23 protein-coding genes and 1 tRNA gene are annotated in these 25,653 nt (G+C 36.2%); 10 read left to right on the top strand and 14 right to left on the bottom strand.

The features are described from left to right. Positions 1-2: 2 nt before the first annotated feature. The 6 genes from J3U27_RS04520 to J3U27_RS04495 form a co-directional block, all read right to left on the bottom strand. A complete protein-coding gene (locus J3U27_RS04520; protein ID WP_065562705.1) occupies positions 3-839 on the bottom strand; it encodes a mechanosensitive ion channel domain-containing protein in 837 nt (278 codons plus the stop codon). Between the two features lie 60 nt (positions 840-899). Then, positions 900-1,487, bottom strand: coding sequence for a nucleoid occlusion factor SlmA (gene slmA, locus J3U27_RS04515; protein ID WP_267376938.1), 588 nt, complete (start codon positions 1,485-1,487; stop codon positions 900-902). Between the two features lie 2 nt (positions 1,488-1,489). Then, positions 1,490-1,948, bottom strand: coding sequence for a dUTP diphosphatase (gene dut / locus J3U27_RS04510; protein WP_065733692.1), 459 nt, complete (start codon positions 1,946-1,948; stop codon positions 1,490-1,492). Continuing rightward, positions 1,932-3,158 (bottom strand): bifunctional phosphopantothenoylcysteine decarboxylase/phosphopantothenate--cysteine ligase CoaBC, encoded by a 1,227-nt coding sequence (coaBC, locus tag J3U27_RS04505; RefSeq protein ID WP_267376937.1) that lies wholly within the window; start codon positions 3,156-3,158, stop codon positions 1,932-1,934. Before coaBC ends, dut begins: the two co-directional genes overlap by 17 nt. Positions 3,159-3,210: 52 nt before the next feature. Then, a complete protein-coding gene (recN, locus tag J3U27_RS04500) occupies positions 3,211-4,872 on the bottom strand; it encodes a DNA repair protein RecN (protein WP_267376936.1) in 1,662 nt (553 codons plus the stop codon). Between the two features lie 116 nt (positions 4,873-4,988). Then, entirely contained in the window at positions 4,989-5,453 is a 465-nt protein-coding gene (locus tag J3U27_RS04495; protein WP_065733690.1) for an AraC family transcriptional regulator, read from the bottom strand. Positions 5,454-5,636: 183 nt separating this feature from the next. On the opposite strand from J3U27_RS04495, the gene J3U27_RS04490 reads away from it, so the two are divergent. The 3 genes from J3U27_RS04490 (at position 5,637) to metF (ending at position 9,620) form a co-directional block, all read left to right on the top strand. Next, positions 5,637-6,188, top strand: a complete 552-nt coding sequence (locus J3U27_RS04490; protein WP_267376935.1) for a YagU family protein — start codon at positions 5,637-5,639, stop codon at positions 6,186-6,188. A 184-nt stretch (positions 6,189-6,372) separates the two neighbouring features. Then, positions 6,373-8,646: a 5-methyltetrahydropteroyltriglutamate--homocysteine S-methyltransferase gene (metE, locus tag J3U27_RS04485; RefSeq protein WP_267376934.1), complete on the top strand. Its 2,274-nt coding sequence runs from the start codon at positions 6,373-6,375 to the stop codon at positions 8,644-8,646. A 98-nt stretch (positions 8,647-8,744) separates the two neighbouring features. Beyond that, positions 8,745-9,620 (top strand): methylenetetrahydrofolate reductase [NAD(P)H], encoded by an 876-nt coding sequence (gene metF, locus J3U27_RS04480; RefSeq protein ID WP_267330788.1) that lies wholly within the window; start codon positions 8,745-8,747, stop codon positions 9,618-9,620. Positions 9,621-9,777: 157 nt separating this feature from the next. Here the strand turns inward: metF and J3U27_RS04475 are convergent, their stop codons facing one another. Beyond that, positions 9,778-10,356 carry an AAA family ATPase gene (locus J3U27_RS04475; RefSeq protein WP_267376933.1) on the bottom strand — a complete coding sequence of 193 codons (579 nt, stop codon included), beginning with the start codon at positions 10,354-10,356 and terminating at the stop codon, positions 9,778-9,780. A 182-nt stretch (positions 10,357-10,538) separates the two neighbouring features. Here J3U27_RS04475 and J3U27_RS04470 point away from each other — a divergent pair, with 182 nt between their 5' ends. From J3U27_RS04470 to J3U27_RS04460, 3 genes are all read left to right on the top strand, one after another. After that, on the top strand, positions 10,539-11,345 hold the full coding sequence (locus tag J3U27_RS04470; protein WP_065733685.1) for an IclR family transcriptional regulator: 807 nt from the start codon (positions 10,539-10,541) through the stop codon (positions 11,343-11,345). 22 nt (positions 11,346-11,367) lie between these two features. Further along, entirely contained in the window at positions 11,368-12,015 is a 648-nt protein-coding gene (eda, locus tag J3U27_RS04465) for a bifunctional 4-hydroxy-2-oxoglutarate aldolase/2-dehydro-3-deoxy-phosphogluconate aldolase (RefSeq protein ID WP_065733684.1), read from the top strand. An 80-nt stretch (positions 12,016-12,095) separates the two neighbouring features. After that, the gene (locus J3U27_RS04460) at positions 12,096-13,346 is read left to right on the top strand and encodes an MFS transporter (protein WP_065733683.1); all 1,251 of its coding nucleotides are present in this window, start codon (positions 12,096-12,098) and stop codon (positions 13,344-13,346) included. A gap of 584 nt (positions 13,347-13,930) precedes the next feature. On the opposite strand, the gene J3U27_RS04455 is transcribed toward J3U27_RS04460, so the two are convergent. From J3U27_RS04455 to carA, 3 genes are all read right to left on the bottom strand, one after another. Continuing rightward, a tRNA-Met gene (locus tag J3U27_RS04455) sits at positions 13,931-14,007 on the bottom strand. A gap of 283 nt (positions 14,008-14,290) precedes the next feature. Continuing rightward, the gene (gene carB / locus J3U27_RS04450) at positions 14,291-17,506 is read right to left on the bottom strand and encodes a carbamoyl-phosphate synthase large subunit (protein ID WP_267376932.1); all 3,216 of its coding nucleotides are present in this window, start codon (positions 17,504-17,506) and stop codon (positions 14,291-14,293) included. Position 17,507: 1 nt separating this feature from the next. After that, complete coding sequence (gene carA / locus J3U27_RS04445; protein ID WP_267376931.1) at positions 17,508-18,662, bottom strand: glutamine-hydrolyzing carbamoyl-phosphate synthase small subunit; 1,155 nt, start codon at positions 18,660-18,662, stop codon at positions 17,508-17,510. A gap of 268 nt (positions 18,663-18,930) precedes the next feature. Here carA and argF point away from each other — a divergent pair, with 268 nt between their 5' ends. Together argF and J3U27_RS04435 are read left to right on the top strand one after the other, a co-directional pair. Next, entirely contained in the window at positions 18,931-19,938 is a 1,008-nt protein-coding gene (argF, locus tag J3U27_RS04440) for an ornithine carbamoyltransferase (RefSeq protein ID WP_267342347.1), read from the top strand. 98 nt (positions 19,939-20,036) lie between these two features. Then, positions 20,037-20,534, top strand: coding sequence for a phosphatidylglycerophosphatase A (locus tag J3U27_RS04435; RefSeq protein ID WP_267342349.1), 498 nt, complete (start codon positions 20,037-20,039; stop codon positions 20,532-20,534). A gap of 47 nt (positions 20,535-20,581) precedes the next feature. On the opposite strand, the gene nadK is transcribed toward J3U27_RS04435, so the two are convergent. Next, positions 20,582-21,460 (bottom strand): NAD(+) kinase, encoded by an 879-nt coding sequence (nadK, locus tag J3U27_RS04430; RefSeq protein WP_065733678.1) that lies wholly within the window; start codon positions 21,458-21,460, stop codon positions 20,582-20,584. Positions 21,461-21,612: 152 nt separating this feature from the next. On the opposite strand from nadK, the gene grpE reads away from it, so the two are divergent. Next, on the top strand, positions 21,613-22,197 hold the full coding sequence (gene grpE / locus J3U27_RS04425; protein WP_065562718.1) for a nucleotide exchange factor GrpE: 585 nt from the start codon (positions 21,613-21,615) through the stop codon (positions 22,195-22,197). A 43-nt stretch (positions 22,198-22,240) separates the two neighbouring features. Here grpE and def read toward each other — a convergent pair whose 3' ends face one another. Next, the gene (gene def, locus J3U27_RS04420) at positions 22,241-22,753 is read right to left on the bottom strand and encodes a peptide deformylase (RefSeq protein ID WP_065562719.1); all 513 of its coding nucleotides are present in this window, start codon (positions 22,751-22,753) and stop codon (positions 22,241-22,243) included. Positions 22,754-22,916: 163 nt separating this feature from the next. On the opposite strand from def, the gene dprA reads away from it, so the two are divergent. After that, positions 22,917-24,017 carry a DNA-processing protein DprA gene (gene dprA / locus J3U27_RS04415; protein WP_267330793.1) on the top strand — a complete coding sequence of 367 codons (1,101 nt, stop codon included), beginning with the start codon at positions 22,917-22,919 and terminating at the stop codon, positions 24,015-24,017. Positions 24,018-24,109: 92 nt separating this feature from the next. Here dprA and rraA read toward each other — a convergent pair whose 3' ends face one another. Together rraA and J3U27_RS04405 are read right to left on the bottom strand one after the other, a co-directional pair. Further along, on the bottom strand, positions 24,110-24,601 hold the full coding sequence (gene rraA, locus J3U27_RS04410) for a ribonuclease E activity regulator RraA (RefSeq protein ID WP_220225416.1): 492 nt from the start codon (positions 24,599-24,601) through the stop codon (positions 24,110-24,112). Positions 24,602-24,690: 89 nt separating this feature from the next. Beyond that, positions 24,691-25,593, bottom strand: a complete 903-nt coding sequence (locus J3U27_RS04405) for a 1,4-dihydroxy-2-naphthoate polyprenyltransferase (protein WP_267330794.1) — start codon at positions 25,591-25,593, stop codon at positions 24,691-24,693. Positions 25,594-25,653: the final 60 nt, after the last annotated feature.

The following is a 25,653-nucleotide window of genomic DNA, read 5'->3' as shown; positions in this document are numbered from 1 at the left end:
AATTACGACGGAGAACTAAGATTTACATCCATAGTTGGGTAAGGAATATTAATGCCATTTTCAGTTAGCCCATTTTTAATATTCTCAAGTAATACAGCTTTTACTGGTCCATAATTAGCATTTAACGTCCAGACTAAAACATTAAAATTCATGGATGAAGCATCCAGCAAATCCAAACGTATAATCGGTTCTTTACTCGTTAAAATATTATCAGTTTTATTTACAGCTTCTCTTAATACTTTATAAACTTTCTGAATATCAGAATCATATCCCACATTAACAACTATATCTAAACGTCTTTCTGGCAAACGAGTATAGTTAATAATATTTGCACTAACCACTTGTCCATTTGGAATGACGACCATTTCATTCGTTGGCGTGACAATAGTTGTTGAAAAAATTTGAATCGAATCAATAACACCTTGCTGATTATTAATAATGACTGTTTCACCAACTCTAAATGGGCGAAAGATAATTAAAATGACACCGGCTGCAAAATTAGACAACGAACCTTGCAGAGCTAAACCTACGGCTAAGCCGGCGGCACCAATTACCGCAACAATTGATGCGGTTTGCACACCAAGTTGACCTAACACGGCAACTAGCGTCATAACAATAATGGCATAATAAGATAAAGAACTAACAAATTTAACTACAGTCGGATCGACATGGCGATTAGTTAAAATTCTTCTTAATTGACGAGCAACAAATTTAGCAATTGTTCGACCAATTAAAAAAATAAGAATGGCAAAACAAAAATGAGCAATATAACTGATTACTACGCCATCATATTTCTCAATAAACAACCAAATCTGGTTTACTATATTTTCAAAACTCATGAAATTATCCTCTGTAAAAATAACAGAAATAGTTAATTGAATAATTGCGATTAAATTGGTTTAAACTAACTGTTTTGCTAATAAAGCCCAACGGATTTCAAAGTTTGTTGTTGGTAGATATTTAAAACCAGAACGGGAATAACGAGCCATCATTCCTTCGCAAAAAGCAAGTAACTGACTAGATAAAATACGTTCATCAGTGGTAAAGGCCACACCTTCACGGATTTTTCTTTCTCGTATAACTTGCTTTATCTGCGTTTCGATACGTTCAAATAATTGACTGATTCGTTCTTGCAATTGGTCTTGCTCAAACATTAACGCATGCCCAGTCATAATCCGAGTCAACCCAGGATTCTTTTCAGAAAAACCAAGGATTAAAGCCAAAATAAGTTGAAGCCGCGTAAATGTTTTTGGTTCATCTTGCAATATCACATTGATGCGAGAAAGCAAAATGTCTTCAATATAAACGATCAAACTTTCAAACATTTTAGTTTTACTTGGAAAATGCCTATACAATGCCGCTTCAGAAACACCAACAGTTGCAGCTAATTTAGCAGTAGTTATTCGTTGTGTTCCCTCATTGGATTCAAGCATTGTTGCTAATGCTTGAAGTATATCTTCTTTACGATTTTTATTTTTGCTACTCACGATTATTTCTTACCTGAATGCCCAAATCCACCTTCGCCACGCGCTGATTCGATAAAATCATCAACAATATTAAATTCTGCTTGCACGACTGGCACAATAATTAATTGAGCAATACGATCACCTGGCTCAATAACAAATGGGTTTTGACTTCGGTTCCAAAGGGGAACAAACAACTGTCCTTGATAATCGGAATCAATTAAACCGACTAAATTACCAAGGACAATACCATTTTTTGAACCAAGGCCTGAACGAGGTAATACTAATGCAGCTAAACTAGGGTCAGCAATATGCATTGATAATCCGGTTGGGGTTAAGATTGTTTCGCCTGCTTTGATTTCGGTTGTTTTATCAAACATCGCTCTTAAATCAATACCTGCGGAACCTTCAGTTGCGTAAGTTGGCAGTGGAAACTCGTTACCTAAACGTTTATCTAATACTTTTATATCAATTTTTCTTTTCATCATGACTCGCTTTATATCGTGTTATAACTGCTTGAAGTAATTCTTTTGCTAATTCTTGCTTATTGCTTAATGGTAACGTTTGTTCACCATTTTGCCAATAAAGGGTTAATGCGTTTTGATCAGAATTAAAGCCTATTTTCTTGTCAGACACATCATTAGCACAAATCAAATCTAAGTTCTTTGTGGTTAATTTTTTAAGGGCATAAGCCTTTATGTTATTGGTTTCAGCGGCAAAGCCTACAACAAACGGACGTCCTTTCTTTAATGAAGCAATGTTGGCAACAATATCAGGATTTTTAACTAATTTAATAACAAGTTCATTACTATCATCGGTTTTTTTAATTTTTTTCGTGGCAATAGTTTCAGCTCTATAATCAGCAACAGCAGCACAAGAAATAAAAATTGATGATTTTTTAGCAAACTTTAATGCCACATCATACATCTCATTAGCACTTTTTACATTAATGCGATTCACATTATTTGGAGTTGCTAAATTAACTGGGCCACTGATTAAGTTTACTGTTGCTCCAATTTCAGCCGCTGCCTGAGCAATAGCATAACCCATTTTACCTGAACTGTAATTACTGATATAGCGTACCGGATCAAGCTCTTCAATGGTTGGGCCTGCAGTAATGGTAATCTCGGTTCCAGCAAGTGTTGACGTTGCTGAAAAATACTTCTCAACATGCTTAACAATGGTTGCAGGTTCAACCATTCGTCCTGGGCCAAAATCACCACAAGCTTGAAAACCATCATCAGGCCCCCAAATTAAGGTATTTCGCGAAGCTAATGTCGCTAAGTTCTGTTGAGTTGCAGCAGCTTTATACATCTGTTTGTTCATAGCTGGCGCTATGGCAATTTTAGCTGGTGTTGCAAGACACACTGTTGATAAAAGATCATCAGCAATACCATTTGCCATTTTCGCAATGATATTCGCCGTAGCGGGAGCGATTAATACCAAATCAGCCCATTTAGCTAATTCAATATGACTCATCGATAGTTCAGCAGAAGGGTCAAATAAATCACTTGATACCGTATTACCAGACAATGCTTGCAATGTCATTGGCGTGACAAAATGGCTCGCTGACTCAGTTAATACCACATGTACCTGCGCACCTGCTTTTTTTAGATGGCGGACAAGATCAGGGCATTTGTAAGCAGCAATGCCACCAGTTATCCCTAATAAAATATGTTTACCAGATAGACTCATGATCTCGTTATTCTCCGATCCCAATTAAAGGCGATATATTACCATAATTAAATTAGATAATAAGTAACTCTTTCGCATTGGCAAGCGTTGCATCTGTAATTTTATCCCCACCTAACAACCGAGCTAGTTCATTTAAACGTCCATTTTCATCTAATCTTTGCATATCTGTCGATGTTTGTTTACCATTCGTTTGCTTACTGACAAAATAGTGCTGATTAGCTTGACCTGCTACCTGTGGTAAATGCGTTACCGTAATGACTTGTGTTGACTCACCAAGTTGCCTTAACAGTTGCCCAACCTTAGCTGCTGTTGGTCCACTAATACCGACATCAATTTCATCAAAAATCAACGCTGGGGTATCCATTTTTTGCGCGGTCAAAACCTGTATGGCTAGTGCGATACGAGACAATTCACCACCAGATGCAACTTTGGCTAATGGCTGCACGACTTGCCCAGCATTAGTACTCACTAAAAAAGAAACTTGGTCTGCGCCATCTTCACTTAATCGATTTTCATCAAATATAACATCTATACTGAATTGACCGTTTGGCATAGATAAATCGTGCATAATAGCCATTACTTTTTTAGCCAACGTTTTACTCACTGTTAATCGTTTTTGATGCAATTTTGCAGCCAGTTCTATCGCAATTTGTTGATACTTTTTGATCTCTTCTTTTAACTGTTCACCTTGTTCATCTTGTTGATTAATCTGCTTAAATTCATTAAGTAAATTTTGATGTAACTCAGGTAATGCTTCAGGAGAAACATGATGTTTTCGCGCTAAAGCAATTTGTTTAGACAAGCGTTGTTCAAGTTGCATCACTCTTGCCGGATCGAGCTCTAAGCTCTCACTATAATGGCGTAATTCATAGCTAGCTTCTTTAATTTGAATAGCGGCATCTTCTAACATAGCTAAAACATCATTTAGTGAAGGATCTAATGCGACCAACTCATGAATACTTTGTTTAACACTATTAAGCATGTTGCTGACATTATATTCGTCTGCTTCATCTAATAGCATGATAGATTGTTGGCTAAGATTAATTAGCTGTTCGCTATTGGATAATTTTTTATATTCTTCATCGATTTGTTGATATTCACCTTCAATTGGTGAAAATTCATTTAACTCTTTTAATTGATATTGTAATAACTGAACATGAGCATCACGCTCTTGTTTGGAAGAAAGATATTGTTGATAAGCTTGGCTTGCAGATTTCCATTGTTTATAAGCTTGTTGCATATTCGACAATAGTGTCGGCTCATTCATATAATGATTAAGTAAAATTTGTTGATAATCACTTCGTAATAAACGCTGATGTTCATGTTGGCCATGAATTTGTATTAACATTTGTCCTAAATCTTTTAATTGTGAGATAGGAACAGCACGCCCATTAATAAATGCTTTCGAACGCCCATCTTGATTGATAACTCTTCTTAAAATACATTCATTACCTTCATCAAGTTGATTTTCGGTTAACCAGGAGTATGCTGCTGGAGTATCATCAAGAACAAAACTGGCTGAAATATCAACCCGTTCAGCTCCATTACGAATAGCTGAAGCATCAGAACGATTTCCTAAACAAAGCCCTAATGCATCGATCGCAATCGATTTACCTGCGCCTGTTTCACCCGTAATTGCGGTCATCCCTGTTGTAAAATCAACTAACAACTGATCGACGATAGCAAAATTATTAATAGTCAATTGCGTTATCATAATAAATTAATACATAAGGTTGGTTACCATATTGGCAGTATAACAGCAAAAACACTGTAAATAAATACAGTTAATTATTTTTATAAGCGTTAATTTTTAAAAAGATGATAATTAATTTACGCTAATGGCAAATAAACATCAGTGATCATCTCTTGTGGTTGAATGTTTAAACCAACATTTACATAATGGAAAATTGGAGGAAAGTTCCCTATTCGCTCGCCACTTTGTGGAAGCCATGTTTCAAGTAAGTAAATAATGGCTTGATTATTTTCTCTAGAGCCAATATCCCTTGCCTTGGCACAACGAAGTTGTGGTATTTTTTTATTGATGATTCCGTAATCATTTGGGGGAATTGTGCAATTTATCGATATTGCAAAATCGACATGATGCTCATTGAGAGGCGTCGTGTTGGGATTGGTATAATGAATACCATAACTTTGATACTTTTGACTATCTAAAAAATTGTTTTCTTGTCGCCATTTAATGAATTTATTTAGAGTGTTATTCTCTAATAAAGGTGAACCATAATGTTCAATGACGGCTAATTGTGTAGCAGGAAATTGTACAATTTCGACATTCATAACCTAAATCCATGGATAATTTATTTGCTACCTTTTAGGATGCTATTAAAAGACGCTTAATAAATAATTTTTACCAATTATAACAATAACTTTTACACTCGGTCAATTCAGCTTATTCCCCTTTCTTCCACGGTTGCTTACGGATATAATTTACAAGCTTTTAAACTATAAAGGTATTATTAAATGTTTGGAAATAAAATAAATCGACAAATTATTGTTTGGACTACTCTGATTGGTGGATTCATTAGCGCACTGGTTAAATGGGGTTCTGAAGTTAATATGCCTCCTCGTGTTCCTGGGGAAATTTCACCACCTGCGGCACACATTGATGCATGGCTTGGTTGGTTAGGCATTAATTCTCATTCACTTGATTATGTTTACCAAACGGCAATCGTTTCGGGCGCAGTAACACTTTATCACTGGTTATTTAGTTTTGCCTTTGCCTTCGTTTATGTATTTATTGCCTACTTTTGGAATAATATTCGATTATGGTATGGTGCATTTTATGGCATTATCATTACCGTTATGATGCACGGTTTTTTAATTCCGCTATTAGGTTTTCGTCATCCCGCTTATGATCCGGAAGGCACCGTTGGTTGGTTATGGAACTTAAATGGTTATGAACTTTGGAGTGAAATTTTAGGGCATATCTATTGGGGTGTATCGATTGAAATCTGTATGATCGCTGTGCTTGCTCATTTTTCAAAACCAATTCGTGGCGAATGGCGCCAGTAGTTAATTTATTAATTTTCATCTATTTCAATCCTTCTGTTGAAAAACAGAGGGATTTTTTTATACCTTTTGATATAGTTAAAAACTATATCTTTTGATAAAAAACTAGAATTATTCAATAACATTTTTTTTTGCTATCTTTTTAACCACTAAAGAAAAGTGCTAAATGCTAAATAAGGAAAAGAAAATGAATACTGCAGTTATTGGATATCCTCGTGTTGGTAAACTTCGTGAGCTTAAATTTGCAACCGAAGCTTATTTTAAAGGTAACAAAACCCAAGCTGAATTATTAAATGAAGCAAAAGCCCTACGTGCTGAACATCTACAACAACAAGCATCACATAAAATTGCTTTAATCTCATCTAATGACTTTTCATTTTATGATGCAGTATTAGATACGGCCTGTTTACTGAATGTTATCCCGAAACGTTATCAAGATTTAGGCTTACCTGAACTCGATCGTTATTTTGCCATGGCGCGTGGTTATCAAGGTGAAAAAGGTGATGTGCGAGCGCTGGCAATGAAAAAATGGTTTAACACTAATTACCACTATTTAGTGCCAGAAATTGAAGATTCACTACAAATAAAACTAGCCAGTACCAAACCTTTTGACGAATATCAAGAAGCCAAAGCATTAGGTATTCAAACCAAACCGGTTGTGATTGGCGCATTAACCTTTTTCAAATTAGCGCAGTATTTAGGTAATAAACAGCTAGTTGATTTTAAAGCCGATATTATTAAAGCCTATCAAGAAATTATTCAGAAATTTACTGCACTTGGTGCGCAGTGGATACAAATTGATGAGCCAATTTTAGTGACTGATTTAACTCATGAAGATATCGCTTTATTCAATGAGCTTTATCAGTCAATTTTATCCGTTAAAGGTACAACCAAAGTGGTTTTACAAACTTACTTTGGCGATGTGCGTGATTGTTACCAACAATTAGTGGCGTTACCATTTGACGGTATCGGACTTGATTTTGTTGAAGGTAAACAATCCTTAGCATTACTTGAAAGTTATGGTTTCCCGGCTGATAAAGTGTTATTTGCTGGTGTGGTAAATGGTAAAAATATTTGGAAAAATAATTATAAAAAAACATTGGAATTAGTCGCAAAAATTAAGCAAAAAGCGGCAAATATTGTGATTAATACTTCGTGTTCTTTACTCCACGTACCTTATACATTACAAAACGAAACTAAATTAACGATTCAACAACGAGCTTATTTTGCTTTTGCTCAAGAAAAGCTACAAGAGTTAGCTGAACTGGGTGAATTAGTCAAAGATTCAAATTTTGAAAATAGTCCGGCTTACAAAGCAAATCAAACCCTATTTACGCGTGAGCGTGAAGGAGCAAATCAAGCGGTACGTCAAAAAGTTTCGGCTTTAAAAGCGTCTGATTTTACCCGTCTACCGGAATTTTCAGTACGTGAAGCAGCACAGAAAAAAGCCTTTAATTTGCCATTATTACCTACAACAACGATTGGTTCATTTCCGCAAACACCTGATGTACGTTTAAACCGTGCAAAATTCAAGAAAGGCGAAATTTGCTTAAATGAATATACCGAGTTTAACAAACAAAAAATTGCAGAATGTATCAAGCTTCAAGAACAGATTGGTATTGATGTGTTAGTTCACGGCGAATTTGAACGTAATGACATGGTTGAGTATTTTGGTGAAAGCTTAAATGGTTTTGTCTTTACTGAAAAAGCATGGGTGCAATCTTATGGTACTCGTTGTGTTAAGCCGCCAATTGTATGGGGTGATATTTCACGCTCTAAACCAATTACCGTTGAATATTCACAATATGCACAAAGCCTAACTGACAAACCAGTTAAAGGCATGTTAACTGGCCCAGTGACGATCCTTAACTGGTCGTTCCCTCGTGAAGATATTTCACAAAAAGAGTCTGTATTCCAAATTGGTTTAGCAATCAGTGATGAAGTGTTAGATCTTGAAGCGGCCGGCATTAAAGTCATCCAAATTGATGAAGCGGCGTTAAAAGAGAAATTACCATTACGTAAAGCTGATTGGAATAGTGAATATCTGGATTGGGCTATTCCGGCATTTAGACTAGTGCACAGCAAAGTACAAGCTGATACACAAATTCATACACATATGTGTTATAGCGAATTTGCTGACATTATCAAAGATATCGATGCTATGGATGCTGATGTGATTTCATTTGAAGCATCACGTTCTAATCTACAATTGATTGATGTGCTTAAAGCCAATAACTTTAAAACTGAAGTTGGACCGGGTGTTTATGATATCCATTCACCACGTGTACCACCGGTTGCTGAAATCAAAGCAACAATTGAGAAGTTACTGGCAAAAATTGACAAGCAAAAACTTTGGATTAATCCGGATTGTGGTTTAAAAACTCGTGGTGAGAAAGAAGTTGTTGCAAGTTTAGAACATTTAGTTCAAGCAACATTAGAAGTTCGAAAAACACTTAATTAACAGCGTTAATTAATTTGCTTTACCTTAATTTCCGCCGCCGATTTTGGCGGCGGAAATGTCAGTAAGGATAATAGTAATCACACCAATGGATGATACAGATGAAAACAAATTTACTCTTTAATAAAAAAACCGTGTTCTCTTTTGAAGTTTTTCCCCCTAAAAAAACGTCACCTTTAGAGACAATCTATAGCACATTGCGTGAACTTGGTTACTTCAAACCTGATTTTATCAGTGTTACTTATGGCGCTGGTGGTAGTTTGAATGGTCAAACGACAATTGATATCGCCCACGCTGTCAAACATACTTATGGCATTGAAAGTGTTGCTCATTTGCCGGGAATTAATTTCGATAAAGCAGAAATGCAAAAAATTCTTCATGATCTTAAATGTGCCGGTATCGATAATGTGCTTGCTTTGCGAGGCGATATTAGCCCAACAGTTACACCTAAAGATGATTTTCGCTATGCCAGCGAGCTGGTTTCATTTATTAAAGAAAATGGTGATTTTAATGTGATTGGGGCCTGTTATCCTGAAGGACATCTTGAAGCATCAACGCTAAAACAAGATTTAATACATTTAAAAGAAAAGGTGAGTGCAGGAACAGATCAACTCATATCACAGCTATTTTTTGATAATGACTATTTTTATACTTTCTTAGACAAAGCCCGTGATATGGGGATTAATGTACCAATTGAAGCAGGGATTATGCCGGTAACGAACAAAAACCAAATTGAACGTATGGTATCGATGTGTGGCGTAAATCTACCGAAGAAATTCAAACAGATGATGGAGAAATACGAACATCACCCTGATGCGTTCCGTGACGCAGGTATTGCTTATGCTATCGATCAGATTGTTGATTTAGTTTCACAAAATGTTGACGGTATCCATTTGTACACCATGAATAATAGCTATATCGCTAGAAGAATTAGTGAAGCGGTATCAACGTTACTTGCAGTACCAAAATCAGTATAAACAATAAAATTTTAAGTAAGAAAAGCTATAATAAATATAAAAAAATTAATGCAGGAGCAGAATTTGAACCAGTGATCTTATGATCCCAACGTACTACCAAGCTGCTCCCCTGCGTCAAAGACAAAAGTATATAATAATTATATATTAATCTCATAATCTAATTAAAGTGTTTTAAAAGAGTATATTCATCTATTTCCGGTGCACTATTATCATAACGGATATAATTTACATCTTTCCATAGACATCGTTTTTGATTTAAACTTTCAATAAATGTATCCCAATTATCTAATTTCCAGGTATCACGAGCATTATTACGTTCTAATATTCTTTGCTTCAAAACATCAGCTGGTACAAAGACTTCTAAAACATAGCATTCCATTTGGCTACAATTAAATCGTTGCTTAACTTGATTAATATAGTTTTCATCAGAAAAATAACTTAAAAAAGGAGCATCAAGTATTACTGAATTACCCAGTTTCAAATTTTCACTTGCAATATTCAGTAATGTATCATATTCAATATCCATAACTTCTTTTTTATAAAATTCGCATCCATCTCTTGCTGTAGGTTCATATCCTTTTGACATAAGTAATTCGCCAGTAAAGCGGTTAGCTACAATGTCTTTATCCAAATAACAATAGTGGAGCTTTGAAGATAAAAATTTTCCTACGGTTGACTTCCCTGAACCAGCAGCTCCAATAAGAAAAATAGCCTTTGTACTTGTATTAACTTTCATAATCATTCCCTTTTCGCATTTGCGAACCGTCATTCATAAACGCGAACCATTAATGTGAACTAAATAATAAATTGAATAATATAATATAAAATGGAAATGCAATAATAATATGACATGCTATATTAAATACAGAAATATAGTTTAATTATTGAACCTACTTCACAGTTCACATTTGCGAAATTATGAAACAAGATAATAGACCACTAAAATTAAATAAATCGGCAGCAAGAACAATAGATTTACTTTTACTATTTGTAAGTAGTGATAAATATTTAACACTCAATAATATTTGCGAAATGTTGCAATTGCCTAAGAGTAGTGCTTTTGAACTAATACAAACTTTAGTGTATAAGGAAATTATCGAGATAAAAGATATTAAACAAAAAACTTATGGTTTGAGTTTATTAGCATTTGAAATCGGTAGTTCAGTTATTACTAATATGGGTGTAGCCGATGCAGCAAGGCCATTTATTCAGGAACTCAATCGACAAACAGGTAGTACCGTATTTCTTGGTGTAAAAGATAAAGGCAAAATAGTTTATATTGATAAGGCTGAAAATCATTCAACCATAAAACCAACAGCTAAATTGGGTTCTAGGCGTTATTTACATACAACAGGGTTAGGAAAAGGGTTGCTTCACGCATTTTCAAATCAGCAAATTATTGATATTTTAGGAAAAGAACCTTATCCAAGCAAAACACCACTATCGCATACAAATCATCAAGAAGTTCTAAAAGATGCCGATAAAACAAGAGAGCGTGGTTACGCTATCGATGATCGCGAAGATAATTTAGAAATGTATTGCATCAGTTCTGCTATCTATAACCACGAAAATGAGCCGATTGCGTCATTTAGCGTTGCCAGTTTATATAGTGGAATGACTAAAGATAAAGAACAACTTATTGCCAAATCAGTTAAAGAAACAGCTTTGCAAATTTCAAGAAAATTAGGATTTACTGGAAATAAGTTATATCAATTAAAAGATTAAGACAGACTATTGGAGATAATGAATGTATCGTAAATTAGATAATCTGAATAAAATTATTAATTCAGGAATTGTATTGATTGTGAGATTAGCAACAGAAGAAGAATCAATAAAAGTTGCTGAAGCAGCAATTAAAGGTGGTATTACCGTTATTGAAATTCCAATGGCAGTACCTAATGCTCTTGGCGTAGTGAAATATTTATCAGATAAATATAAAAAGAAAGGTATTTTAATTGGCGCTGGAACAGTTCTAGATGGTGAAACAGCCCGAGCTGCAATATTAGCAGGAGCGGAATTATTAGTTAGCCCTAACTTAAATCCAGAAATGATTAAAGTTGCGAATCGTTATCAAGCTATAACGATGAGCGGTGCCTTTACTCCCACTGAGATTCAAAATACTTTAGAAGCTGGAGCTGATATTGTGAAACTCTTTCCAGCTGAGTTTGTTAATCCAAATTATGTCAAATCTGTTTTAGCACCCTTAGAGCATGCTCCAATCTCTCCAACAGGTGGTGTAACACCTGAAAACGTTCATGAATGGTTTGCTGCTGGAGCTGTTTGTGTGGGGGTCGCTAGTTATATTACCAAAGCAGCTATGAAGGATAATGATTATAGTAAAGTAACTCAAGCAGCTAAAAAATTTGTAGCAGCAGTAAATAAAGCTAAAAAATAAACAATAATTAATATTAATAAAGTAAAGGCATATCTTTGATATGTCTATAGGATCGTTTTGTCTAAAATAAAGGTGTGGATATGACAATACAACAAAAACCAAAACTAAGATGGGGATTCATCATTCTTCTTGTAATCGGGGCTATCGTCAATTACTTAGATAGATCAAATTTAAGTATTGCAAATACAACAATAGCTCAGGAGTTTGGGTTATCTCAAACCCAAATGGGATTTTTATTATCGGCATTCCTCTGGCCATACGCGCTAGCTAACTTACCTGCAGGTTGGTTGGTGGATAAATTTGGTCCTAAAAAAATGTTTGCTTGGGCGTCTGGCCTATGGTCTTTAGTTACCATCCTTTGCGGCTTTTTAAATAGCTATTCAATGTTTTATGCCATGAGAGTAGTGTTAGGTGTTGTTGAATCACCTTTCTTTACCTCAGGATTAAAAACAACTGAAACATGGTTCTCAAAAGAAGAACGAGGTGTCCCTGTATCCATAATTAATACTGGTTCACAAATAGCTAATGCTATTGCTCCGCCACTATTAACCATTCTTATGTTAACGATGAGTTGGCGTGGTATGTTTATAATCATTGGTGTATTTGGATTACTTGTCATGCTTGTTTGGTTAAAAGTATATCGGAACCCAACACCGGAAGAAATTACGCTAATAAAAGGTAAATCTAATGCAGAAGAACCGAAAAGAAAAGAATCTCAAGCATCATGGGGAGATTTATTAAAACAAAAAATGACTTGGTTTATGATTCTCGGTAATTTTGGAATTATGTTTACTATTTGGGTTTACTTAACATGGTTACCTAGTTACTTAGAAAAAGAACAAGGCTTTACTTTAAAACAAATGGGATGGATTGCATCAATTCCTTTTTTCTGCGGTATTATAGGTGTTCTACTCGGTGGAATTATTTCTGATTTCGCTATACGACGAGGTTTTCAACCAATAAATGCAAGAAAAATTCCTATTGTTGGTGGAGCTATACTTGCAGCCGCTTCAGTCGCACCCATTGCTTTTATTGATAATACTGTACTTAGTATTGTTCTTTTATCTATTGGTTATTTTGCTTCTCAACTCCCATCAGGCGTTATATGGACATTAGCTGCTGATGTAGCACCTAGTCACCAAGTCGGTTCATTAGGTGCAATTCAGAACTTTGGAGGCTTTTTAGGTGCAGCAATGGCACCAATTGTAACAGGTATCATACTTGATATAACCGGTAGTTTCGGTTATGTATTTATATTAGGTGCATGTTTACTTATTTTAGGTGCAATTTCATATGGCATCTTTTTAAGAAAACCAATAAATAATAAATAATACAGACCGCTAATCATATATGAAGATCATTAATTTTAATGATCTTCCTTAATATTAATAAACTAATTACTTTTGATAAAAAACTAATATTTCATATTTAATAATTTAAGGATCAATATGATTACTCAATATCATGATCCATCCTTACATAGCTTCGTTTAAATAGTTATGCAAAATATTGATTTAATTGCTTGCTATACCTATCGTAAATCGAATATGGCCAATCAAATTGTGATAATTCTGCCAATCACATCAATAATCTAAAGAAGCCAATATTCTAGTAGTGGTTGCAGAAAATTCATTTAATGGCTAAATATAGAATTATGCCTCTCGTTTATTCTCTTATTTAATAAGTAACACACGATTCTTAATGTTCTGCTAACCATTAAATTGATATTTTGAATTAACTTTGCTCAAAGACAGGAAGTAATGTATGTAACTTGCATAACAGTATTTTTAATTATAATTAAGTTATGTATCAATGATTAAAAGATGCCAGTTCAATTTTAATGCTAAACCCTTGCAGTATACCGAATTCAGGATAGTAAATTATTAAGAATAAGTTAGGATAGGTTTAAAAGAATTGGTTGCGGGGGCTGGATTTGAACCAACGACCTTCGGGTTATGAGCCCGACGAGCTACCAAGCTGCTCCACCCCGCGTCAAAGAGGTGGCTATATTATAGTAATAAAATAATAAAGCAATACCCTTCTAGGCTAAACGTCCTATTTTTACACATTCCTTAACAAATAAGGACGATTTTTATACGAAATGGTATACACTCCTCAATATTTTTTACATTAATTATCGTTGATTATGCTCAAACTTTCCTAATTAGATAAAATAGTTCAAAGGAAAAAGAAATATTTTTTCAGGTGAATAAGAGATCTTATTTGTACGACACCGTAAACCAGATTAGTGAAAAGAGACGAGCCTTACTCGTCTCTATTGATAAAGTGCCTGTAATGGTTTCACGCTATGAGCTGGATCATAATCAAGCGCCGACGTTGTGGCATAGGCCGCATTCATCGTGGTATCGTAATGAACTTTATATTGAATAGCACTACGGCGTAGGATTTTCGATGCCTCAATAGCAGCCCGTCCAGATGTGGTATTGAGAATATAGCTATATTCGCCATTTTTAATATGGTCATGAATATTGGGGCGCCCTTCGTTCTCTTTTTTAACCATTTGGCAGGGTATGCCAGCTTGTTGTAATGCCTTAGCAGTGCCAAAAGTAGCATCAATACTAAAGCCATGCGCAATTAATCGTTTAGCGATCGCTAACAAGCGAGTTTTGTCTTGATCACGAACAGATAGCAAAGCTTTTCCCGATTTTTTCATATTTGATAAGCTACCAAGTTGTGCTTTGGCAAAGGCTTCGGCAAAGGTTTTACCAATTCCCATCACTTCACCGGTTGAACGCATTTCAGGCCCCAAAATTGGGTCCACGCCACTAAATTTATTAAACGGTAAAACCACCTCTTTCACTGAGTAATAAGGCGGTATGACTTCTTTGGTGATATTTTGTTTAGCCAGTGATTGCCCAGTCATAACTCGTGCAGCGATTTTCGCTAATGGCAAACCGGTAGCTTTCGACACAAATGGCACGGTGCGAGCGGCTCGAGGGTTGATTTCAATCAAATAAATTTGGTTATCTTTGACGGCAAATTGCCCATTCATAAGCCCTTTTACATTAAGTTCTAACGCTAACTGTTTAGCTTGCTTGCGCAGTTGATCTAAAATTTCCGGGCTTAAAGTATATGTTGGTAATGAACAAGCTGAGTCACCCGAGTGAATACCCGCTTGTTCAATATGCTCCATAATGCCGCCAATTACGATTTGCTCGCCGTCGGCAATGACATCAATATCAACTTCAATAGCATCATCTAAAAAGTGATCAAGTAGTACGGGAGCATTATTCGATTCATTGACTGCGGTTTTAAAATAACGTCTTAAATCTTGCTCGTTATACACAATTTCCATTGCTCGACCACCAAGCACATAAGACGGTCTAACCACTAATGGATAGCCAATTTGTTCGGCTTTAATCACCGCATCTTCAATATCGGTAACCGTTGCATTAACTGGCTGTTTTAACTTTAACTTATCGACAATCGACTGAAAACGTTTGCGATCTTCAGCTTGATCTATCGCATCTGGCGAGGTACCAATAATCGGTAGCCCAGCGACTTCAAGCGCTCTGGCTAATTTTAATGGTGTTTGCCCGCCGTATTGTACGATTACGCCATTTGGTTTTTCCACATGAGCAATTTCAAGCACATCTTCCAGTGTGACTGGCTCAAAGTAGAGTCGATCTGAGGTATCATAATCGGTAGATACCGTTTCCGGATTACAGTTAACCATAATTGTTTCATAACCGTCTTCACGGAGCGCCAGCGCTGCATGTACACAACAGTAATCAAACTCAATACCTTGCCCAATCCGATTCGGTCCACCGCCTAATATCATAATCTTCGGGCGAATAAATTGTGGTTTAGCTTCGCACTCTTGTTCATAGGTTGAGTAAAGATAAGCTGTATCGGTCGAGAACTCTGCTGCGCAGGTATCAACTCGTTTATATACAGGATGGATATCGTATTGGTTTCGTCGATCACGAACGTCTTGTTCTTCAACATTAAGCAGTTTAGCAATACGTAAATCTGAAAAACCTTTACGCTTAAGTTGCCATAATGATTCTGAATTCAGGCTAGCTAATGATTGCGATTTTAGTTGGTTTTCAAGGCTAATAAGTTCTTCAATTTGCACTAAAAACCAGCGATCGATATTCGTTAATGTGAAAATTTCATCTAAACTAAAGCCGGCTCGAAAAGCGTCAGCAATATACCAAATTCGTTCAGCGCCCGCTTCTTGCAGTTCATAACGTATTTTGCTGAGATTTTTTTCATCATCATAATTGTCAATTTTCGGATCAAAACCACAGGCACCGACTTCAAGCCCTCGTAGCGCTTTTTGTAATGATTCTTGAAAAGTCCGCCCAATAGCCATCACTTCACCCACTGATTTCATTTGAGTTGTTAGACGATCATTACACCCGGCAAACTTTTCGAAATTAAAGCGGGGTATTTTTGTCACTACATAGTCGATCGAAGGCTCAAATGACGCTGGCGTTTTACCTCCGGTAATATCATTAGATAGCTCATCAAGGGTATAGCCAACCGCAAGTTTGGCCGCAATTTTTGCGATTGGAAAACCGGTTGCTTTAGATGCTAATGCTGATGAACGTGATACCCTTGGATTCATTTCAATCACAATCAAGCGTCCGGTTTTAGGATCAACCGAAAATTGTACATTCGAACCACCTGTTTCAACGCCAATTTCACGAAGTACCGCTATCGATGCGTTACGCATGATTTGATACTCTTTATCCGTTAATGTTTGAGCTGGCGCAACGGTAATGGAATCCCCGGTATGAATACCCATAGGGTCAACATTTTCAATCGAACAGACAATGATGCAGTTATCATTTTTATCTCGTACCACTTCCATTTCGTACTCTTTCCAACCAATTAATGACTCATCAATGAGGAGTTCATTGGTCGGTGACAGATCAAGTCCTCGGGTACAAATTTCATCAAATTCTTGAGTGTTATAAGCAATCCCGCCACCGGTTCCCCCCATAGTAAAAGAAGGGCGGATAATGCAAGGAAAGCCAACTTGTTCAAGTACGGCATAAGCCTCTTTTAATGAGTGAGCAATGCCGGAACGGGCAGTATCAAGACCAATTTTTTTCATGGCTTGATCAAAACGTTTGCGATCTTCAGCTTTATCAATTGCATCAGCGGTAGCGCCGATCATCTCGACATTAAATTGTTTTAAAATGCCTCTTTTATCCAGTTCTAACGCACAATTGAGCGCTGTTTGTCCGCCCATGGTGGGCAAAATGGCATCGGGTCTTTCTTGTTCAATAATTTTACTCACCGTTGTCCAATCAATCGGCTCAATATAGGTTGCATCCGCCATTTCCGGATCGGTCATAATGGTGGCAGGATTAGAATTGACTAAAATAACCCGATAACCTTCTTCACGCAGAGCCTTACAAGCTTGAGCGCCGGAATAATCAAATTCACAAGCTTGACCAATAACAATTGGGCCAGCGCCAATAATGAGAATGCTATTAATATCTGTTCGCTTAGGCATGTTATTGCTCCTGCTTATAAATTTTAATTAATTCGATAAAGTGATCAAATAGTGGGGCGGCATCGTGAGGCCCGGGACTCGCTTCGGGGTGACCTTGAAAGCTAAAAGCGGATTTTTGATTATGATGAATACCTTGTAGCGAACCGTCGAACAGTGATTTATGCGTCACACGTAAGTGAGTCGGTAAACTCATTTCATCAACGGCAAAACCATGATTTTGGGCGGTAATCATAACTCGATTATTTTCAAGATCTTTAACCGGATGATTGCCACCATGATGTCCAAATTTCATTTTTATGGTTTTTGCACCACAAGCCAACGCTAACAGTTGATGCCCTAAACAGATACCAAATATCGGTATGTCAGTAGTTAAAAACTGTTTAATGGCATCAATGGCATAAGTACAAGGTGCCGGATCACCGGGACCATTTGATAGGAATATACCGTCAGGATTTAATGCTAATACCTCCTGCGCAGAGGTTTTTGCCGGAACTATGGTCAATTTACAACCCCGTTTAACTAACATCCGTAAGATATTACGTTTTACGCCAAAATCATAAGCCACAACATGATAAGGCAAGGCGTTTTTTGCTACTGGGTGTTCTTGCTCTCTTGTCCATACACCTTGTGTCCACAAATAGCTTTTTGTACAGGTGACTTTTTGGGCTAAATCCAGTCCGGATAATCCTTTAAAATCAATCGCCATTTGTTTAGCGGTATCGGCTTTTTCAAGTAAAGTTTCTTTATCGTTTGCCGTGATAATCACGCCATGCTGAGCCCCTTTTTCACGCAAGATTCGAGTTAAACGGCGAGTATCGATATCGGCAATGGCAATAACATTATGCTGTTTTAAATAACTCGAAAGATCGAGCTCATTGCGATAATTGCTGGCTAATAGTGGTAAATCACGAATAATCAGCCCTTTTGCATAAACTTGATTAGATTCAGCATCGGCATTGTTAGTACCGACATTACCTATATGGGGGTAAGTTAACGTGACTAATTGCTCGCAATATGAAGGGTCGGTGAGTATTTCTTGATAACCGGTCATTGAGGTATTAAAAACGACCTCACCAACAGTTTGTCCTTCGGCACCGATTGATTTACCGATAAATTGTGAACCGTCTTGTAATATAAGGAGGGCATAAGTTTGCATGGCTAAGAGACCTTTTGATTAAATAAACACTATTTATGAATAATAATTCACATAAATGCTTTTTCAGTAACTCATTAATTGGTCATTTTATTACAATTTTTTAAACAAAAAAAGCGTTATTATAAAAAATAATTAAATAATAAAATCTAATTTTTTAGACAATTCAATAACTAAAAAGGACATTTTATAAATTTAAAACGTTTAACTTGAAATTGCATAATTATTCAAATAGAATCGTAACAATACTTACCGCTATTAGGAGCTTGATATGTACGGTTTTTATCAACGTCATTTTTTACGTTTACTCGACTTTACCCCAGCAGAAATTAACCAGCTGATTCAGCTTGCTATTGAATTAAAAAAAGCAAAAAAACAAGGTAACGAAAAACAACATTTGGTTGGCAAAAATATTGCCTTAATTTTTGAAAAAGATTCAACCCGTACTCGTTGTGCTTTTGAAGTCGGTGCATATGATCAAGGCGCTCAAGTCACCTATCTAGGGCCAAGTGGTAGCCAAATTGGGCATAAAGAGTCGATTGCTGATACAGCTCGAGTGCTCGGACGCATGTATGACGGTATTGAGTATCGAGGTTATGGGCAAGATATTGTTGAAACTTTGGCAAAATATGCCGGTGTGCCGGTTTGGAATGGTTTAACGACTGAAGCGCATCCAACGCAAATTTTAGCAGATTTTATGACCATGAAAGAGCATATCGGTGAGCGCCCACTTAATAGCGTTAAATTTGCTTATTTAGGCGATGCTCGTAATAACATGGGCAATTCGTTAATGGAAGGCGCAGCCTTAATGGGTATGGAAATCCGACTCGTGGCGCCTAAAGCGTGCCAACCTGAATCAGAGCTTGTTCAAAAGTGCCAAGAGATAGCTAAAACAACAGGCGCTAAAATCGTTTTAACTGAAGATGTCGCTGAAGGTGTGAAAGGCGTTGATTTTCTTTATACCGATGTATGGGTTTCCATGGGCGAACCGAAAGAAGTGTGGGATGAGCGAGTGAAATTATTAACCCCATACCAAGTCAATCAAAATGTAGTCAAATTAACCGAGAATCCAAATGTTAAATTTATGCATTGCTTACCGGCTTTCCATGATATGAATACCACAGTAGGTCAACAAATGGCTGCCCAGTATGGTTTGAAAAATGGTTTAGAAGTGACAAATGAAGTCTTTGAATCTAAACATAGCATCGTTTTTGATGAAGCCGAAAATCGCCTGCACACGATCAAAGCAGTAATGGTTGCAACCTTAGCTAAAGACTAATAATATAGCTAAATATTATAAGTGCTGGCTAAAGCTAGCTAAGCAAATTTTTTGCCGACCTCAAGTCGGCATAATTTTATCAACCGATTATCATCAGAATGACGAAACAAGCGCGCAATAAAGATTTTAAAAAATACCTAAAACTCACTAATCCAATTCATTTTTTAGCGGTCGGATTGGGCAGTGGGCTATCACCCATTATGCCTGGTACTATGGGATCATTAATGGCGATACCACTGTGGCTTTTATTTTGGGGTTTACAACCTGCTTTATATTGGGTTTTTATTTTAGTGACGTTTGTGTTTGGTTGTTATATTTGCCAAAAAACGTCGGATGATACCCATACTCATGATTCGGGTCATATTGTTTGGGATGAATTTGTCGGTATGTGGATAACGCTGTATTTCATTCCTCAATTTTCAATACTATGGGTGACGATTGCTTTTGTCGCATTTAGATTGTTTGATATGGCAAAACCTTGGCCTATTCGTTGGTTTGATAAGCGTGTGCCGGGCGGTTTTGGTATTATGGTCGACGATGTTATCGCCGCCATATTCTCTTCTTTATCTGTTTATGTATTAACATTTATTATTTAAAGATAGTTTCCCTTTAAATGATAATTTTCTTAACATAACGATTAAATTCAAAACATCTTTTGTGACCAACCTAGTTTGCTTGAAAGATTATTAAAATAATCATAATCCTTAGAGTGAATTAAATTAAACTCATAATCTGAGCGACGAATAATTACCTCTTGTGTTGGTTTAACTGGCAAGATAATTTGGCTATCGCAAGCAACATTAAGATCCAAAGCTGTTGTTGGAAATTTAAGATGGATAGGATTATCACTCTTAATTACTAATGGTCTGACCGCTAAAGAGTGTGGAAACATTGGTGTGATAATTAACGCATCTAAGTGCGGCGCAAGGATTGGTCCACCAGCTGATAACGAGTAAGCAGTCGATCCTGTGGGCGTTGCAATAATTAAACCATCAGCTCGTTGTGAAAATGCATTGCGCTCATTGATATACACATCATAATCAATCATATGCGCAACAGTATTAGGTGTAACTACAATTTCATTTACAGCAAAACCAGAATTAATTAACCGACCATCACTGTAGATAGACACTTCCAATAAAAACCGAGGATCATCATCATAGTCCCCTTTGATAACAGGAGTTAATTGCTCAATAACATGATCATGGGAAATATCGGTTAAAAAGCCTAAATTACCTCGATTTACTCCAATCACTTTAATTTTATAGTGCGACAATTGACGTGCCGAACGTAGCATATTACCATCACCACCGACAACAATGGCTAAGTCGGCTTGCTCACCAATCGTATCTAAAGTTGCGTATACACTACTAGGAAATTTTATATACTGCGCTAACCGATCTTCAACTAAAACTTGAATACCTAAGTTAACTAGCCAGTCATATAGAACCTGATGAGTTTCAATCGCCTCTAATTTACGTGGAATCCCAACCAAACCAACACATTTAAATGGTATACCCATAAAATATCCTTGTTTTTTTAACTTAAATATAAAGATTTTTTAGTTACCGATTAAAAAACACGATATCATCTTATCGTTAAACTTGTAATAATAAAAATTGCCCCCATAATAACTGTTATTCATTAAGTTTTCGACTAAATTTGGAGTACCGTATGACTGAACAAGAGAATAATATGTCAGAAAATGAAACAAACATTGAAGTCCCGGCTGAGCAAACTACTGAAGAACAAACGCCATCTCAACCAAGTGTTGAAGAGCAGTTAAAAGCCAAAGATACACGTATTGCAGAACTTGAACAAGCATTAGAAATTGCTAAAAAAAATGAAAGTGAAGCAATGATTCGTGCTCGAGCTGAAATTGATAACGTGCGCAAACGTGTTGAACAAGATGTGGACAAAGCACGTAAATATGCTCTTGAGAAATTCTCAAATGAGCTTTTACCTGTAATTGATAATCTTGAACGCGCATTAGAATCTACAGATAAAAATAATCCAGAACACAAAGCAACTGTAGAAGGATTAGAGTTAACATTAAAATCGTTTTTAGATACGGTCAAAAAATTTGGTATTGAAGTGATAAATACGGCTGATTCACAATTAAACCCAGATCTACATCAAGCGATTAGTATGGTTGAATCACCAGAACACCAATCAGGTCAAATCGTCAATACTATCCAAAAAGGCTATACACTCAATGGTCGACTTATCCGACCTGCTATGGTGATTGTAGCTAAATAATGAAAGCTTAAATAAAAAACCGCCAAATTAATGGCGGTTTAATTTATCGATTCTTTTGCTCTTCACGAGCTAGCTTTTTCATCTTTTGCTCAATACGTTGACGCTTTAATGGCGAGAGATAATCGACAAAGAGTTTACCTTTTAAGTGATCCATTTCATGCTGGATACAAATTGCCAATAGTTCATCAGCATCAATTTCATAAGGTTTACCATTACGATCTAATGCCTTGATTTTGATTTTTTCTGATCTTGGAACAAATCCACGGCAGTCAGGTATCGACAAACATCCCTCTTCAATGCCAGTTTCACCTTCTTGGCTTATCACCTCAGGATTGATAATCACATAAAGTTGGCTTCTATCTTCCGACACATCAATCACAATAATCTGCTCATGTACATCTACTTGTGTAGCTGCAAGTCCAATACCATTTTCGGCATACATGGTTTCAGTCATGTTATCGATAATGTTTTGTAGCTCTGGTGTAAAATTAGAGACAGGCTTTGCAATTTTGCGAAGTCGTTCGTCTGGGAAACGTAATACCGGTAAAATAGCCATAAATTCTTCGATCTACTCCTCAATTTTGTATTTTTTCAAATTCGCCTACATTGTAAACATTTATTATGCCTATGAATAGATTTAGTTGACTATTACTAAAATATATCTAATCAATCCTTCTAGATATGGCACAAAGCAACAATGTAGAGGAAAAAGGACTGTAATGAGTAAATATGAGTTTTTGTTACGAATTTCAATGCTTGGTCAGAAAAGAAAGGGATATTTCGAGCAAATTGCTCACTATTTTAGTACTGGTCTACCTAATAAAATAAGAGATGTATCGCTATTATTGGAAAAAATAGGTTTATCCAAAACTCTCCAAGATCGTTTTTTTGAAACATCTTATCTTCATTTTGAGCCAATACTCGATTGGTTGGCAACACCTTACCCAGCCAAACATTTGATCGCGTATTGTGATTCCGATTATCCAATGTTACTTAAGCAAATTAGTTCACCACCATTATTGTTATTTGTTATGGGTAATAGGCAATTATTACATTCACCACAAATTGCCATGGTTGGTAGCCGTGAATTTAGTGAATATGGTGCACAATGGGGAAGATATTTCGCTGGCGAATTAGCAATTAATGGTTTAACAGTCACTAGCGGATTAGCGTTGGGTTTAGACGCTATTTGCCATAGAGGGGCTCTTGAGGTATCAGGAAATACTATAGCTGTTTTAGGTAGTGGATTAGCTCAAATCTCACCACGCTCAAACCTCCGATTGGCAAATGATATTTTGGCACAAAATGGCGCCATCATTTCAGAATTTTATCCATTTGAAAAAGCAAGATCCGAATACTTTCCACGTCGCAATCGTATTATTAGTGGATTAAGTTTAGGAACCTTTGTGGTTGAAGCATCTGAAAAAAGTGGATCACTAATCACTGCTCGTTATGCGCTTGAACAAAATCGCGATGTATTTGCCTTACCGGGTGATATTGATAATCAAAATAGTCATGGAACCCATTATTTAATCAAGCAAGGGGCTTATCTAGTCACTCACCCAACTGATATTTTAGAACACTATAGTGGCTTTTTATCAACAATAAATAGACAAAATAGTGTTGAGAATAAAGAGAGTAATACTGTTTTATATCCTGAAATTTTTGCCGTTATTCGTCATCACCCAATTCCAGTTGATACAATTGCAGCCCTGGTTAATTTACCCATTCCTGAACTCACTATTAAATTATTAGATATGGAGATAGCAGGATTAATTATCACCGTTACTGGTGGTTATATTCGTAATCGAACAAAATAGAAAATTGTATCGCAAAAAAAGTTGAGGAGCGGGGTTTTTGAGCATAAAAAACCGCTGTAAAACCACAGCGGTTTATGAAAATAATGAGTGATTTATTTATCGTCTACTTCAAGAGCGATTTCAGATAAGATAATGCCGGTATTATCAGCATAAATAAAGTCACCAGAGAAGAAAGTCACGCCACCAAAATTAACACGAATATCAATTTCACCAACGCCTTGATCATCCGAGCCAACAGGAATTGCTGCGAGTGCTTGAACACCAATTTCAGCATCAGCAATATAATCAACTTGGCGCACAGCACCATAGACGATGATACCTTCCCATTGGTTTTGCAGTGCAATATCGATTAATTCCGCATCTATCAATGCTCGGCGCACAGAACCACCACCATCAATAACCAATACTTTACCTGCCCCATTGGATTGTAATACTTCGTACAATATACCGTTATCCTCAAAACATTTCACTGTGACGACCTGGCCTGAAAACGAAGCTACACCACCAAAATTACTAAATATCGGTTCTACGACATTAACATCTTCTGGGTAGTAATCACAAAGAATTGATGTTTCAAACTCCATGGTAGAGTCTCCTTTAACTGTAATATTCATTCGATTCTAGTATAACGCTAACATTAAGTAAAACGATATAAATTTAGAATAAACGTGAGCTAGCTCAAAATAATACCCAAACAATAAAGTAAATTAGTTAATAAAGCAAGTTTGACCATTTGTATTAGTAACGGTGCAGCGTCATTAACCGTCTTAAATTTAAACACCGAATTGATATGTTTTATATATAGTGGCAATGTTAATAAAAATAGTCCACTCCAAAAAGTATGTAGATTTTTGTAAGCAAATAAACTAAATAGACAAAATGATACAATTAATAAAAGTAAGTGATAACAGCAACCGTAAGTTTTACCAATTAGCACAATCAATGTTCGTTTATGATGTTGTTTATCGCTTTCATAATCGCGTAGATTATTAATATTAAGTACTCCAACCGCTAATAATCCACTAGCAATTGCAGGTAAGATGAGTCGTGTCGATAACACTTTAGTCTGTAAGTAATCACTGCCAATTACCCCAACCAGCCCAAAAAAGATAAGGACAGAGAAATCACCTAATCCAATATAACCATAAGGTTTTTTCCCCATCGTATAGGTAATTGCTGCAATGATTGAGCATAATCCTAACAAGACAAAAATCAGAAGTTGTCGATAGTTGTTACAGGCTAAAATAAGTAATGCAAGCCCTGAAGTAATACATAATAAAACGGTAATCCAAAGCGCTATTTTTAGTTGATTAAGCGTGATTAAACCTAATTGTAATCCCCGTTTATGCCCTGTTAAATTTTGTTGGTCACTGCCTTTAATTGCATCACCGTAATCATTAGCCAAATTGGATAAAATTTGTAATAACGATGCGGTAATGATTGATAGTAGCATAATCAATGGGTCAAAAGACCGTTGCCAATATGCTAGCGAATTTCCCATCAAAATAGCCGAAAGCGATAATACTAACGTTTTAGGGCGTAAACTAATAATCCATGGATAATATTTATTGGACATACGTTATTTATTTGAAAAATTTAAGCATTCATCATAACAGCTATTGATTGTATATTCACG

It is taken from the genome of Gilliamella sp. B2911, assembly GCF_026536965.1.
GTDB lineage: Bacteria > Pseudomonadota > Gammaproteobacteria > Enterobacterales > Orbaceae > Gilliamella > Gilliamella apicola_E.
The sequence above is the reverse complement of the archived record's forward strand: the minus strand, read 5'-3'. Positions and strand labels throughout refer to the sequence as shown.